Source organism: Parahaemophilus parainfluenzae, assembly GCF_001055095.1.
Taxonomy (GTDB): domain Bacteria; phylum Pseudomonadota; class Gammaproteobacteria; order Enterobacterales; family Pasteurellaceae; genus Haemophilus_D; species Haemophilus_D parainfluenzae_Z.
On sequence record NZ_JVHG01000001.1, the window covers coordinates 12,449 to 24,691 of the forward strand.

Below are 12,243 nucleotides of genomic sequence, written 5' to 3' on the forward strand. Positions count from 1 at the left end.
TTTCAAAATTATTCTTCTTCGACGTCTTCTAAATCTAATGCTTCCTGTGAAAGAATGATACCTGTTAAATCGGCATAAATATAATCTTCAGGGAAGAATGTTACACCACCAAAATTCACAGGAAGATCACTTTCACCATGATTATTTTCATCTGCACCAACTGGAATTGGGGCAAGCGCATGAATACCAATATCAATATTTTCAAGTTGTTGAATTTGACGCACTGCACCATAAACAATGATGCCCGCCCAGTCATTATCTGCGGCAAGTTGTGCAAGCTCTGCATCAATTAAAGCACGACGTACTGCACCACCACCATCTACGACAAGCACTCTGCCTTCACCATTTTCTTCAAGGATCTCGGCAATTAATCCATTATTTTCAAAACATTTTACTGTCGTCACTTTGCCGTAGAAATTGCTGACGCCACCAAAGCTAGAAAAAATTGGCTCAACCACATCTACTTGATCAGCATAAATATCACAAAGTTCTGAAGTATCGATATACATAATGTACCCCTTGTCATTAAAATTTTTTCTCTAGTATAAGCCGATTTAGCCGATAAGCAAGCCTAAACTAAACAAGATATTGATAAATAAAGAAATCATTGACATCTGAGCCAACATCGGACGCAACACTGCGGGCTCTTTGCTTCGATAAACAAATAATGCGTGTTTTAATAACAATGGAAATGCCAATAAAAATAAGAAATGCCAAGGACTAAATGCTGTTGAGGCCGCAAATAGCACATAACATAAAGCGGCAACGCTTAATAAAACACAGTGATAAATGCGTCCTTTCTTCGGTCCAATACGCACAACCAGAGTATTTTTCCCTACCTTAGCGTCTTGCTCAATATCTCGTAAATTATTGATATTTAAAACGGCTGTTGCTAATAAACCTGAGCCTAACGCAGGTAAAATAATTAAGCTATCAATGCTGTGAGTTTGGAGATAATAAGTTCCACCTACACCTAATAGTCCAAAAAAGAGCAACACTGACAGATCGCCTAAACCTAAATAACCATAAGGTTTCGCGCCTACGGTATAAGTAATGGCAGCAATAATGGCAAGAATACCCAAACCAGCAAAGGCCAATAAATCAGTAAGACTTTGATATGCGATACCAATTAAGAATGCGCCGGAGAAAAACGCCCCCACCGCCATTAAAATTAATCCCCATTTAAGCTCATTCGCAGAAATTGCACCTTGCTGAATACCACGTAAAGGCCCAATACGTTCTTCGGTATCTGACCCTTTTTGATGATCGCCATAATCGTTAGCAAAGTTAGAAAGTACTTGCAATAAAATGGTAGTAAGCAAGCAAAGTAACATCACGGTGAGATTAAAACTTTCTTTATCCGCCCAATATGCCAATGCTGAACCAGTAAAAATAGAAGCTAATGCCAAAGGCAAGGTTTTTGGGCGAGCGGTTTCCCACCACATTTTCAATTTAGGATTTGTCATTTTTTTTGACCGCACTTTTGATTACAATAAAGGGTGTATTCTACACGGAAATTGCCTTTTTATGAATGATTTAACACTGACTCTTCACCCAATTGCGGTGATTCACACGCCTTACAAAGAAAAATTCTCGGTGCCACGCCAGCCTGATTTAGTACAAGATGGCATTGGTATTGTGGAGCTGCTTCCTCCGTATAATTCACCAGAAGCGGTTCGAGGATTAGAGCAATTTAGCCATCTTTGGCTTATTTTCCAATTCGACAAAATACCCCATGGGAAATGGCAATCTACTGTTCGCCCCCCTCGTTTAGGCGGCAATCAACGTGTCGGTGTATTTGCTTCACGCGCTACGCATCGCCCTAATCCGCTAGGCTTATCCAAAGTAGAATTACGCCAAGTAGAATGCATTCATGGACGTGTTTTTCTACATTTGGGCTCCGTGGATCTCGTCGATGGCACACCTATTTTTGATATTAAGCCCTATATTGCCTATGCTGATAGCGAGCCTGAGGCAAAATCAAGTTTTGCACAAGAAAAACCACCTGCAAAATTAAGCGTAGAATTTACAGAAATCGCCCAAAGCGCAGTGGAAAAATATCACAAAAACCGACCGCACTTAGCAAGATTTATTACGGAAGTGATCGCTCAAGATCCCCGTCCCGCTTATCAACAAGGTAAAGAAACCGATCGCATTTACGGCATTAGTCTGTACGAATTTAATATTAAATGGCGTATTAAAGCAGGGACAACAGATTGTGTCGAAATTCTGGATATCCAAAAATTAAAAGAACAAAAAAGCTGACTTTCGTCAGCTTTCTTTTTATCTCTTTAATTCTGTCTAATCTGGCAATGCATTTATCACAGCTTTGACGAGCGTTGCCAATGGAATCGCGAAGAATACCCCCCAGAACCCCCATAATCCACCGAAAATCAGCACGGAAATAACGATCACCAAAGGGTGTAAATTAACGACCTCAGAGAATAAATATGGCACCAACAAGTTTCCATCGAGAAGTTGACTCACCGCAAAGGCTACAATTAAATACCAAAACGTTGGGGAAATGCCAAACTGGAACATCGCCACTAACGCAACAGGGATCGTCACTAATACCGCGCCGATATAAGGCACTAATACAGACAACCCAACGGCAACAGAAAGTAAGAGAGGATAATTTAAACCAAAGCTTAAAAAGATGATGTAAGTCACCACGCCGACAATCAAAATTTCCAACAGCTTACCATGAATATAATTCGCAATTTGTTGCTGCATTTCATTCCATACTTTAGAGGCTAAAAGACGATTTTTAGGTAAAAAGCGACTCACGCCAGTAAGAAGCTCAGTTTTATCTTTCAGCATAAAGAACATCATTAATGGCACTAAAAATGCATAAATACCCAGTGATACAAGGTTCATTAATGAGGTAATCGACAATTTCACCGCAGATTCACCAAAGCCCAAAATCTTCGCACGAGCTGCACTAAAAAAAGTGTCAATCATGGTGTAATCAATAAGTTCAGGATAATGCTCAGGAAGGGCTAACAACCATTCATGTAACTTATTGAACATGGCTGGCAAATCGCTTAATAAGGAAATGGTTTGATTCCATAATGTTGGCACAAGCCCGAAGAAAATTAATAACGCCAAGGTTAGAAAGCCACCAAAAATGACTAACGTAGCGAGCATTCGAGGAAATTTTAATTTTTTCGTTAGAAAATTAATCGGCATTTCCAATAAATATGCTAATACAATGGCAATCAGCAACGGGGCGATTAAATCACTAAAGAAATAAATCGCAATAAAGCCAAACAACAAAATGGCAAGTAGCCCCATCGCCTGCGGATCGCTTAAGCGACGGCTATACCAATTTTTTAGCATTTCTAACATAAAGTCTTCCTAAACAAGTATTTTTTGTCATTATAAGTTAAAATTTGAATCAATCCTATATCCACTCATTCAACATAAAATAGAAGGAAACGTTATGTCTGTGACGATTTATCATAATCCGCGTTGTTCAAAAAGCCGTGAAACCTTAGCTTTATTAGAAGAAAAAGGCATTCAACCGACGATTGAACTTTATTTACAACAACACTACTCCGTTGAAGCATTGCAGCAACTAGCTAATAAATTAGGATTAGATGATGTCAGAAAAATGATGCGTACCAAAGATGAGCTTTATCAATCATTAGGGTTAGATAATCCTGCATTAACTAAGGATGATTTATTAAAAGCCATCAGTGAAAATTCAGCCCTATTAGAACGCCCGATTGTAGTAAAAGGTGAAAAAGCTAAAATTGGACGACCGCCTGAAAGCGTACTCACCATTTTGTAATTCTATTCATTTTCGCTATAATGACTTGCCGTGAACGACTTCACGGCAATTTTTTAGAGGTAAAGATGACGAAAAAAACAAAAAGTGCGGTTGAAAATCAGCCCATTTATCAACACACCAAAGGTGTCGTGAAAGATAATGCCGTGATGGCACTATTACATGACAAATTATTCCGCCAACGCGTTGAGAAAAAACGTAAAGGTAAAGGCAGTTACCAACGCAAAGCAAAATATGCGAGCAATTGGTTTGAAAAGCCCGATGATAAAGTTTTTGATTTCAGAAATTTTATCATCGGGTTTTTCGTTTCAATTTCAGTATAAAAAATAACAAACAGAGGAAGTCTATATGTCAATCAAAACAGAAGTTTTATTTAACAATACTTGGAATGTCCGCATCAGCGATCCGGGTGAAGAAGGGGCTCAAAGCCACTTTTTTGAAACCATTTATCTCACGCTCACGGCTTATTTTGAAGGCGAAAATGTGCGTTATGAATTTGTGCGTAAAGTAGAAGATCAAGTAAAAATCAAACGCTCATTTACAGAATTAAGTGAGTTATTCAAATTCTTAGGGGATTATTTGGATCCGGTTTCTCTCGGTAATCTTGGTGTAAAAATTGGTAACTTAGGCGTAAAAGCTGAATAACGTCTCTACCAATAAAAAAGTGCGGTCAAATTGAACCGCACTTTTTTATTTCTCAACTCATATTATTGTGCAAGTAATACACTTAATGCTGAATACAAGGATTGAGCCGCTTCATTTGGTAATGCTTTGCCGTCTTCATCAGTGATCACGACCGCACTTTGTTTACCCACTGCAGAAATTTGCATTTGATAAACACCTTTTTCTAAATTAGGCGGATTCACACCTAAACGTAACCACTCTTGTTTATCTAATGGTTTATATTTTAACTCGCGATAGCCACGGCCAGCAGATTCCGATGTAGCTTTAAAGCCTAATTTCGGTAAAACCGAACCTAAACGTTGCCATGCTTGACCAAAGCTTGCATCCATACCTAATGCCATTCTACCGTTCGTATCAGTAATTAAACCTGATTGGAAAGGTCCTGCAGAAGCATTATTTAAATCTTGTTGTTGCTTGTTATAAGCGTTAGTAAGCGCAGCAACAAAACGATTTAGACGATCCGATGCATAGCGTTGTTTATCTGCTTGGTTTGGTGTGTAAATCACACCATCACGACGCATTTGCTCGACAGAAACCGCTAATGCACTTGCATCTTGCGCCATAACTTGTTCAATTTTATAACGGATCTCTGTATTGGCTTTATCATCTGCACGACCTGTTGGCGCCCAATCGCTAATTAATACCGCACCATTTAAAGTTGAATTCGTGCCTTCTTCTTTCAATAAACGCTCAATTTGTTTGAGATTATAAAGCTCTGCTTGTGCATCCGTATAAACAATCAATGCACGTTCACCATCAAATTGTGTCAAAGAATTTTTGATAATCGCTAATGGGGTTGAAGGCGGACGAATATCCACGCGTTCTTTTTTCGCATTAAGCTGAGGAAGTTCATAAGTCGGATCGGCTTGCGGCAATGTTACACCACCACTTGCTAAAGGAGAAAAGCTCGGTATTTCACGATCAGAATTTTGGTAAGTGTCATTAGCCGTCTGCATTTTTTCTACGCTGTTTGAACACGCCGATAACAATGCTGCTGCGACTAAACTCAGTACGATTTTTTTCATTCCTTAAATCCTTCAATAAAAATAATTAAAATAATGACCGCTCTTTGACAAATAAAAAAGTCGAAAGTTTAAAGGGCTGTAAAAACAACCCTTTAATTCATTAAATTAAGCCAGCGATTTTTAATGCTTCTTCCACTTTTACTTGCGCGCTTTCGCTTAACACAGTAAGTGGTAAACGTAAATGTGGAGTCTTAATTAAACCTAAACGATATGCTGCCCATTTAACTGGAATTGGGTTGGATTCAATAAATAAATCTTGATGTAAAGGCATTAAACGTGCATTAATTTCTTCCGCTTTCGCAAAATCGCCCGCTAAAGCATAGCGACACATCGCGGCCATATCTTTTGCAGCAAGGTTATTTGTCACAGAAATAACACCCTCTGCGCCTAATTTCATCGCTTCTAACCCTGTGGCATCATCTCCACTTAATACAATGAAATCTTTACCGGCTAATTCTTTAATCGCAGTAATACGAGTTAAATCGCCTGTTGCTTCTTTAATCCCTACAATATTCTCAATTTGAGACAAACGTGCGACGGTTTCGGGTTTCATATCACTACCGGTACGACCTGGTACGTTATAAAGAAGTTGTGGTAGATCCGTGCATTCTGCAATCGCTTTAAAATGTTGGAACATGCCTTCTTGAGTTGGTTTATTGTAGTAAGGCACAACAGATAAACAACCTGCAACACCGCTATCACGTAATAATTTTGTCATCACAATGGCTTCACTCGTTGCATTAGCACCGGTTCCAGCAATGATTGGAATACGTCCTTTTGCTAACTCAACCGTCTTTTCAATCACTTTCACATTTTCTTCAATACTTAATGTGGCGGACTCTCCTGTTGTACCCACAGATACAATCGAATCTGTACCTGCATTGATATGAAACTCGATAAGCTTTTCTAATGTTTCAAAATCAATGTTTCCGTGGTTATCCATCGGGGTTACTAAAGCAACAATACTGCCTGAAAATAAGGGGGTTTGCGTAGTCATAAGGTACTCCATTTACATCTATTTTGCGTTTCAACAATAACATTTGAAAATATCTGGTTATAATCGCTAAAATAGCTTGAATTTACAAATCATTTTTTACTTTTTTAAGGATTTTTTATGAAAACATTACAAGCGGGTGACTTAGCACCGCAATTCACCCTTTTAAATCAAGACAATCAGCCAATTTCACTTAGCGACTTTAAAGGCAAAAAAGTACTTGTGTATTTTTATCCCAAAGCCTTAACACCAGGCTGTACAACTCAAGCCTGCGGTTTACGTGATGCTAAAAGTGAGTTAGAAAAATTAGGTGTGATTATTTTAGGCATCAGCACAGATGCGCCAAAAAAACTGGCTCAATTTGTTGAGAAAAAGTCGCTCAATTTCACCTTGCTTTCTGATGAAGATCACCAGGTTGCCGAGCAATTTGGTGTATGGGGTGAAAAGAAATTTATGGGACGCACCTATGACGGCATTCACCGTATTAGCTTCCTCATTGATGAACAAGGCAAAATTCAACATGTTTTTGATAAATTCAAAACAGGCGAACATCATCAGGTTGTCTTAGATTACCTGCAATCCCTTTAAATCCCCTCTCAAAACAACCGCACTTTCGATGATTTATCTCAAAGTGCGGTCAAAAAAATGATCATTTTTCTGATTTATATTTACGCTCTATTTTCCATTTGATAAAATTCCCTCCTAATTGAAATTAATTCTCAATTCATTTTTATTTTTTAGAACACACAAAGGGATTATCAGATGCCAAAACTTTTTGAGTTTTTACAACAATATAGTGATTACATCATTATCGGACTTTTACTTCTTATGAGTGTAATCATGCTTGCTACTGTGATTGAACGTTTTATCTTTTTAAGCCGTGTCAATGTCGCTAAATATTCCAATATACACGCTCTTGAAATTGATTTAAATCGCAATATGACAATCATTTCAACCGTTGGCGCAAACGCACCTTATGTGGGTTTGTTAGGAACGGTAATTGGTATCTTATTAACCTTTTATCAAATTGGTCAGGCGGGCGGTGATGTTGATGCTGGCGCAATCATGATGCATCTCTCTCTTGCCTTAAAAGCAACGGCTTTGGGTATTTTGGTGGCAATCCCTTCCATGATTTTCTATAACGGTTTAGGTCGTAAAGTGGAAGTTAACCGCTTAAAATGGAAAGTGTTAAACGCTCAAAAAGATAAGGAATAATTGTGAAAAAATTTGATGAAATCAATATTATTCCTTTCATCGACATTATGTTGGTGTTATTAGCGATAGTGTTGATCACCGCATCCTTTATTTCTCAAGGAAAAATTCAAGTCAATGTGCCCAAAGCCAGTTCAACGGTCGCATTCAAATCAGATGAATTAGCCAAATTATTAACCGTGACGGCAGATAAACAACTTTATTTTAATGATAAACCGATCTCCCAAGAAGCCCTTGAAAAAGAGATCGCGAGCTGGAATAAAGATCAGAAAGTCACATTAAAAATTGATGCAGAAGCCTCTTTCCAGGATTTTGTGACGATTACTGACATGTTATCGAAAAACGACATTAAAAATGTCGCGATTGTTTCGATGAAAGATAAAGGTTCACCAAACAAAACAACGCAAGAAAATGAAACAAAAAATACGCCAACACTAGGCGGAGTTGCACGTGGAGGCGTTGGAGTAGGACATAATCAATGAACAGCCAACAAGCGAAACGATCATTATTAGGTTTGGTTATTTCTCTATTGGTTCATGGTGCCATTGTAGGTGCATTGCTTTGGAATTGGCATAAGCCAAGTGAAGCGGCAAGTAATGCGGAAGGCGAAATTTCTACAACGATTTCAATGGAAATGATTCAAGGAATGAGAGTGGAAGAACCAGCTCCAGAGCCGGAACCTGAACCTCAACAGGCAGAGCCTGAACAGGAAAAACAGGAAACTGTCGCGGATCCGACAAAGCAACCGGAACCCGAGAAGAAAAAAGAGCCTGAGAAAAAGCCAGAAAAACCAATTGAAAAACCGAAACCAAAACCGAAAGAGAAGCCCAAAGAAAAACCTAAAAATGAGGTAAAAGCAGAGAAAGCGGTAGAAATGCCGAAGAGCTTACCAATTGGCGATAAGAATATTAATTCAACGGCTACGGCAAATTCTAAAGCAACGACCACAGGACAACCTGGTACAAATGGTGTTCAAGGTGGCTCAGGTGCCAATACGGATGAGCTAAATGCTTATCGTGCGGCTATTCGACGTGAAATTGAACGGCACAAACGCTATCCTGCTCGTGCGAAGATGATGCGTAAACAAGGTGTTGTGAGCGTGAGTTTTAGCGTAGGGGCAGATGGCTCCTTATCAGGAGAACGAGTAACGAATTCCTCTGGAGATGAAAGCTTAGACAACGCAGCACTGGAAGCGGTGAGAAGTGCGAGACCTGTTGGTCCAAAACCAGCTGGATTTACCTCTTCAGTCAGTGTACCAATTAGCTTCACCATTCAATAGATAAATAAAAAGGCGAACATCATGTTCGCCTTTTCTTTTGCTAATCTTAATTAGCCCATACCGTATTTTTTCAATTTCTTACGCAATGTACCACGGTTAATGCCGAGCATGTTTGCTGCACGGGTTTGGTTACCGCGGGTGTATTGCATAATCATATCTAACATCGGGTGTTCAACTTCCGCTAATACTAATTCGTAAAGATCATTCACATCTTGACCATCTAATTGTGATAAGTAATTGCGTAAAGCTTGTTTTACTGAATCACGTAATGGTTTGTTTGTTACTTGTGATTGAGAGTTTAAAACTGAAACGGTTAACGCTTCAGACGGACTACGTTGTTGTTCTAACATTTTTCTTTATCCAAAATTGAATTTAAAAAATCTTCCAGCACAATTAACTGCTCTTTCGGTTCATTAATTGCGTTAAAAGTCTGTCTAAAAACGGAATCGGGTTGAATTCCCTGTAAATACCAAGCGACATGTTTGCGGGCTATTCGATAGCCTTTTTGCTCGCCATAGAACTGATGAAGTTCTTGAATATGACGCAAAATATGACCGCACTTTTCACGTAAACTTGGTGTTTGAATTATCGTATCATGTTCTACTAGCGCTTCCACTGCTTGGAAAAGCCACGGATTGCCTAATGAAGCACGACCGATCATTATTGCATCGGCACCTGTGTACTCAAGTACCTTTTTCGCTTTCGAGGCAGAATCAATATCACCATTCGCAATGACTGGAATTGAAATTGATTGTTTGACTGCTCGAATATTGTCGTATTCCGCTTCCCCTTCAAATAAGCATTCTTTCGTCCGCCCGTGAATGGTTAAAGCTTGAATACCAGATTGTTCTGCAATTTTGCCGATTTGCACACAGTTTTGGTTTGCCTTATTCCAACCTGTGCGAATTTTTAACGTCACAGGCACATCAACGGCATTCACTACTTCTTTTAAAATTTTTTCCACTAAATCAGGAAATTGAAGCAGTGCAGAGCCCGCTAATTTTCGATTTACTTTCTTTGCGGGACAGCCCATATTGATGTCGATAATTTCAGCACCATAGGCTACATTAATTGCTGCAGCGTGGGCCATTTCTAAAGGATCAGAACCTGCGATTTGCACCGCATTTAATCCTAACTCTTCACTATGCGCTAAACGAAGTTTCGATTTCTCTGTATGCCAAACTTGTGGATTAGTCGACATCATCTCTGAAAACGTTAATCCCACGCCATAATGGGCACATAAACGTCGAAAGGGTTGATCCGTGATACCTGCCATGGGTGCCAATAAAATACGATTTTTTAATTCGTAAGAACCAATTCGCATTTTATGTTATCCCCAATTACAAGTCCTATCTCCAGCAAGTCAGGCAACAATAGCAACCGACAAGGGGTGCTATATTACGCATTTTTCTTTTTTTTGCAAAGTGAATTTTGTTCAAAAAATGCACTTTTTTTAATTGACAAAAAGAAATTAAGCCGATTTTAATTTACCTGTAATGCGGCACCATTCCTCTTTTACCGCTACGGGATCTAAATTAAACGATTGCGCATACGCATCGCATACCGATTGTGCTTGAGTTTCTAAAATACCCGATAATCCAAGATCGCCCCCCTCTTTCACTAATTGAGAAATAATCGGGTAAAGTTCTTTCAATGGCCCCGCAAGAATATTCGCCACAACGACATCCGCTTTTAAATCTTCGGGTTTATCATCGGATAAGAAAAGTTGCAGACGATCCGCCACCCCATTCTGTTCTGCATTATTACGACTAGCGAGAATCGCTTGTGGATCGATATCAATACCAATCGCATTTTTCGCGCCTAATTTAAGGGCAGCAATGGCAAGAATTCCTGAGCCACAACCAAAATCGATGACAGTTTTGCCTGTTAAATCCAAACCATCTAACCACTCTAAACAAAGTGCGGTTGTCGGGTGAGTACCTGTCCCGAAAGCTAAACCAGGATCAAGCATTACATTAACCGCATTTTGATCCGGTACTTCACGCCAGCTTGGGCAAATCCATAAGCGTTTGCCAAATTGCATTGGGTGGAAGTTATCCATCCATTCACGTTCCCAGTCTTTATCCTCGATTTGCTCAATTTTGTAAGGCGTATTTTCATCTAAATGATGCGCTTGTTTAAGCAAACTCACAATCTCATTCATATCGGTTTCTGCATCAAACAAGGCGATCACATCGGTATTTCCCCACAGACGCGTTTCGCCTGGAAGTGGTTCAAAAATCGGCGTATCTTGGCTATCCATAAATGTGACCGAAACTGAGCCAATTTCTTCTAAAAAATCGCTAATTTTCTCAGCTTTTTCATTTGTACTATTTAAGCGAATTTGAATCCACGCCATCTTCTTTTCCTTTTAATTAATTTCTTTATGTAACCATTTCGGTAATAAACTTACGCCTAGGGCTGAAGCCACAATAATGATAATCCCAAGTGCTGAAACAAGTGAAACCTCTTCGTTAAGCAATAATACCGCCAAAAAGACACCGAAAATCGGCTCAAGTGCGGTCAAAATTCCAGAGATTTTTGCATCTACTGAATTTAAGCCTTTATTCCACAACCAAAAGGCAAACCAACTGCATGCTACGCCGAGATAAATCAAACCGAAGAAACCAAGCCAGTTAAAATGGATATCCCAGCTTTCCGTCAGTAATAAAGTAAATGGCAGCATGGTGATGGTCGCTAATACGATAGAAATCGATGTATAGGCTTGAGCAGAAACCGTTGCTACCACTTTTTTCGTCCAACGTAAACAACAAGCAAATACAATACTTGCCGCAACCACTAATGAGCAGCCCAATAAGCTAATTTCACTTGAGCCTTCATTGCCCTGCCCACCTAGAATTAAAATGGCCACGCCTAAAAAGGCAAAAGCGCCACACAACCAGTGATACCATTTCGCACGATCTTGAAAGAAAAAATGCCCAATAAAAATCACACATAATGGCTCTAATCCAATCATGGTCGTTGCGCTCGCCGCGCTTGTATATTTTAAACCAATAAATTGCAGCAAAAAGGTGGCCGTATAATTAAAAAAACCTAGCCACCAAAGCTGTTTTCGCATCGGTTTAGACACGCCTTTCCAACGACGAAAAAAGAGTGGCATCACAATAATTGCCGCCATTAATAAACGAACTTGGATCATCAAAATGGTGTCCATCATTGTAAAGGTGTATTTAGCGGCTACAAAGGCACTACTCCAAATAAACAATGCTAGGATTTGATAAACCATAAAGTGCGGTCC

General features: G+C 39.3%; 17 protein-coding genes. 8 read left to right on the forward strand and 9 right to left on the reverse strand.

The annotated features are described in order from the left end of the window. Window positions 1-8: 8 nt before the first annotated feature. Window positions 9-509 (reverse strand): ribonuclease E activity regulator RraA, encoded by a 501-nt coding sequence (rraA, locus tag ADA56_RS00065; RefSeq protein WP_049368652.1) that lies wholly within the window; start codon window positions 507-509, stop codon window positions 9-11. Between the two features lie 45 nt (window positions 510-554). Then, the gene (locus ADA56_RS00070; RefSeq protein WP_049368653.1) at window positions 555-1,466 is read right to left on the reverse strand and encodes a 1,4-dihydroxy-2-naphthoate polyprenyltransferase; all 912 of its coding nucleotides are present in this window, start codon (window positions 1,464-1,466) and stop codon (window positions 555-557) included. Window positions 1,467-1,527: 61 nt separating this feature from the next. On the opposite strand from ADA56_RS00070, the gene tsaA reads away from it, so the two are divergent. Continuing rightward, entirely contained in the window at window positions 1,528-2,265 is a 738-nt protein-coding gene (gene tsaA, locus ADA56_RS00075; RefSeq protein WP_049368654.1) for a tRNA (N6-threonylcarbamoyladenosine(37)-N6)-methyltransferase TrmO, read from the forward strand. A gap of 36 nt (window positions 2,266-2,301) precedes the next feature. Here the strand turns inward: tsaA and ADA56_RS00080 are convergent, their stop codons facing one another. Further along, window positions 2,302-3,348, reverse strand: a complete 1,047-nt coding sequence (locus ADA56_RS00080) for an AI-2E family transporter (RefSeq protein ID WP_049368655.1) — start codon at window positions 3,346-3,348, stop codon at window positions 2,302-2,304. Between the two features lie 94 nt (window positions 3,349-3,442). On the opposite strand from ADA56_RS00080, the gene arsC reads away from it, so the two are divergent. From arsC to ADA56_RS00095, 3 genes are all read left to right on the forward strand, one after another. Continuing rightward, complete coding sequence (gene arsC, locus ADA56_RS00085) at window positions 3,443-3,793, forward strand: arsenate reductase (glutaredoxin) (RefSeq protein ID WP_049368656.1); 351 nt, start codon at window positions 3,443-3,445, stop codon at window positions 3,791-3,793. A 65-nt stretch (window positions 3,794-3,858) separates the two neighbouring features. Then, on the forward strand, window positions 3,859-4,113 hold the full coding sequence (locus ADA56_RS00090) for an alternative ribosome-rescue factor A (protein ID WP_014064744.1): 255 nt from the start codon (window positions 3,859-3,861) through the stop codon (window positions 4,111-4,113). A 25-nt stretch (window positions 4,114-4,138) separates the two neighbouring features. Beyond that, entirely contained in the window at window positions 4,139-4,435 is a 297-nt protein-coding gene (locus tag ADA56_RS00095) for a DUF5377 family protein (RefSeq protein WP_049365297.1), read from the forward strand. Window positions 4,436-4,497: 62 nt separating this feature from the next. Here the strand turns inward: ADA56_RS00095 and bamC are convergent, their stop codons facing one another. Together bamC and dapA are read right to left on the reverse strand one after the other, a co-directional pair. Continuing rightward, window positions 4,498-5,499 carry an outer membrane protein assembly factor BamC gene (gene bamC / locus ADA56_RS00100; protein WP_049368657.1) on the reverse strand — a complete coding sequence of 334 codons (1,002 nt, stop codon included), beginning with the start codon at window positions 5,497-5,499 and terminating at the stop codon, window positions 4,498-4,500. Window positions 5,500-5,599: 100 nt separating this feature from the next. Next, window positions 5,600-6,496 carry a 4-hydroxy-tetrahydrodipicolinate synthase gene (gene dapA, locus ADA56_RS00105; protein WP_049368658.1) on the reverse strand — a complete coding sequence of 299 codons (897 nt, stop codon included), beginning with the start codon at window positions 6,494-6,496 and terminating at the stop codon, window positions 5,600-5,602. Window positions 6,497-6,613: 117 nt separating this feature from the next. Here dapA and bcp point away from each other — a divergent pair, with 117 nt between their 5' ends. From bcp to ADA56_RS00125, 4 genes are all read left to right on the forward strand, one after another. Continuing rightward, entirely contained in the window at window positions 6,614-7,081 is a 468-nt protein-coding gene (gene bcp, locus ADA56_RS00110; protein WP_049368659.1) for a thioredoxin-dependent thiol peroxidase, read from the forward strand. Between the two features lie 174 nt (window positions 7,082-7,255). Beyond that, window positions 7,256-7,708, forward strand: a complete 453-nt coding sequence (gene exbB, locus ADA56_RS00115; RefSeq protein WP_049368660.1) for a TonB-system energizer ExbB — start codon at window positions 7,256-7,258, stop codon at window positions 7,706-7,708. 2 nt (window positions 7,709-7,710) lie between these two features. Further along, window positions 7,711-8,187 carry a TonB system transport protein ExbD gene (exbD, locus tag ADA56_RS00120; protein WP_049368661.1) on the forward strand — a complete coding sequence of 159 codons (477 nt, stop codon included), beginning with the start codon at window positions 7,711-7,713 and terminating at the stop codon, window positions 8,185-8,187. Beyond that, on the forward strand, window positions 8,184-8,984 hold the full coding sequence (locus tag ADA56_RS00125) for an energy transducer TonB (RefSeq protein WP_049368662.1): 801 nt from the start codon (window positions 8,184-8,186) through the stop codon (window positions 8,982-8,984). The genes exbD and ADA56_RS00125 overlap by 4 nt, the downstream gene beginning before the upstream one ends. 50 nt (window positions 8,985-9,034) lie before the next feature. Here ADA56_RS00125 and fis read toward each other — a convergent pair whose 3' ends face one another. From fis to ADA56_RS00145, 4 genes are all read right to left on the reverse strand, one after another. Next, window positions 9,035-9,334: a DNA-binding transcriptional regulator Fis gene (gene fis, locus ADA56_RS00130; RefSeq protein ID WP_005696908.1), complete on the reverse strand. Its 300-nt coding sequence runs from the start codon at window positions 9,332-9,334 to the stop codon at window positions 9,035-9,037. Then, window positions 9,328-10,308, reverse strand: coding sequence for a tRNA dihydrouridine synthase DusB (gene dusB, locus ADA56_RS00135; RefSeq protein WP_049368663.1), 981 nt, complete (start codon window positions 10,306-10,308; stop codon window positions 9,328-9,330). Before dusB ends, fis begins: the two co-directional genes overlap by 7 nt. Window positions 10,309-10,455: 147 nt before the next feature. Next, window positions 10,456-11,343 (reverse strand): 50S ribosomal protein L11 methyltransferase, encoded by an 888-nt coding sequence (prmA, locus tag ADA56_RS00140; RefSeq protein WP_049368664.1) that lies wholly within the window; start codon window positions 11,341-11,343, stop codon window positions 10,456-10,458. Window positions 11,344-11,355: 12 nt separating this feature from the next. Then, window positions 11,356-12,231: a DMT family transporter gene (locus ADA56_RS00145; protein ID WP_014064734.1), complete on the reverse strand. Its 876-nt coding sequence runs from the start codon at window positions 12,229-12,231 to the stop codon at window positions 11,356-11,358. Window positions 12,232-12,243 lie beyond the last annotated feature (12 nt).

What these genes read in the sequence shown, in the direction of transcription:
- rraA (WP_049368652.1), bottom strand. Translation starts at nt 509, where the DNA reads ATGTATATCGATACTTCAGAACTTTGTGATATTTATGCTGATCAAGTA.
- ADA56_RS00070 (WP_049368653.1), bottom strand. Translation starts at nt 1,466, where the DNA reads ATGACAAATCCTAAATTGAAAATGTGGTGGGAAACCGCTCGCCCAAAA.
- tsaA (WP_049368654.1), top strand. Translation starts at nt 1,528, where the DNA reads ATGAATGATTTAACACTGACTCTTCACCCAATTGCGGTGATTCACACG.
- ADA56_RS00080 (WP_049368655.1), bottom strand. Translation starts at nt 3,348, where the DNA reads ATGTTAGAAATGCTAAAAAATTGGTATAGCCGTCGCTTAAGCGATCCG.
- arsC (WP_049368656.1), top strand. Translation starts at nt 3,443, where the DNA reads ATGTCTGTGACGATTTATCATAATCCGCGTTGTTCAAAAAGCCGTGAA.
- ADA56_RS00090 (WP_014064744.1), top strand. Translation starts at nt 3,859, where the DNA reads ATGACGAAAAAAACAAAAAGTGCGGTTGAAAATCAGCCCATTTATCAA.
- ADA56_RS00095 (WP_049365297.1), top strand. Translation starts at nt 4,139, where the DNA reads ATGTCAATCAAAACAGAAGTTTTATTTAACAATACTTGGAATGTCCGC.
- bamC (WP_049368657.1), bottom strand. Translation starts at nt 5,499, where the DNA reads ATGAAAAAAATCGTACTGAGTTTAGTCGCAGCAGCATTGTTATCGGCG.
- dapA (WP_049368658.1), bottom strand. Translation starts at nt 6,496, where the DNA reads ATGACTACGCAAACCCCCTTATTTTCAGGCAGTATTGTTGCTTTAGTA.
- bcp (WP_049368659.1), top strand. Translation starts at nt 6,614, where the DNA reads ATGAAAACATTACAAGCGGGTGACTTAGCACCGCAATTCACCCTTTTA.
- exbB (WP_049368660.1), top strand. Translation starts at nt 7,256, where the DNA reads ATGCCAAAACTTTTTGAGTTTTTACAACAATATAGTGATTACATCATT.
- ADA56_RS00125 (WP_049368662.1), top strand. Translation starts at nt 8,184, where the DNA reads ATGAACAGCCAACAAGCGAAACGATCATTATTAGGTTTGGTTATTTCT.
- fis (WP_005696908.1), bottom strand. Translation starts at nt 9,334, where the DNA reads ATGTTAGAACAACAACGTAGTCCGTCTGAAGCGTTAACCGTTTCAGTT.
- dusB (WP_049368663.1), bottom strand. Translation starts at nt 10,308, where the DNA reads ATGCGAATTGGTTCTTACGAATTAAAAAATCGTATTTTATTGGCACCC.
- prmA (WP_049368664.1), bottom strand. Translation starts at nt 11,343, where the DNA reads ATGGCGTGGATTCAAATTCGCTTAAATAGTACAAATGAAAAAGCTGAG.
- ADA56_RS00145 (WP_014064734.1), bottom strand. Translation starts at nt 12,231, where the DNA reads ATGGTTTATCAAATCCTAGCATTGTTTATTTGGAGTAGTGCCTTTGTA.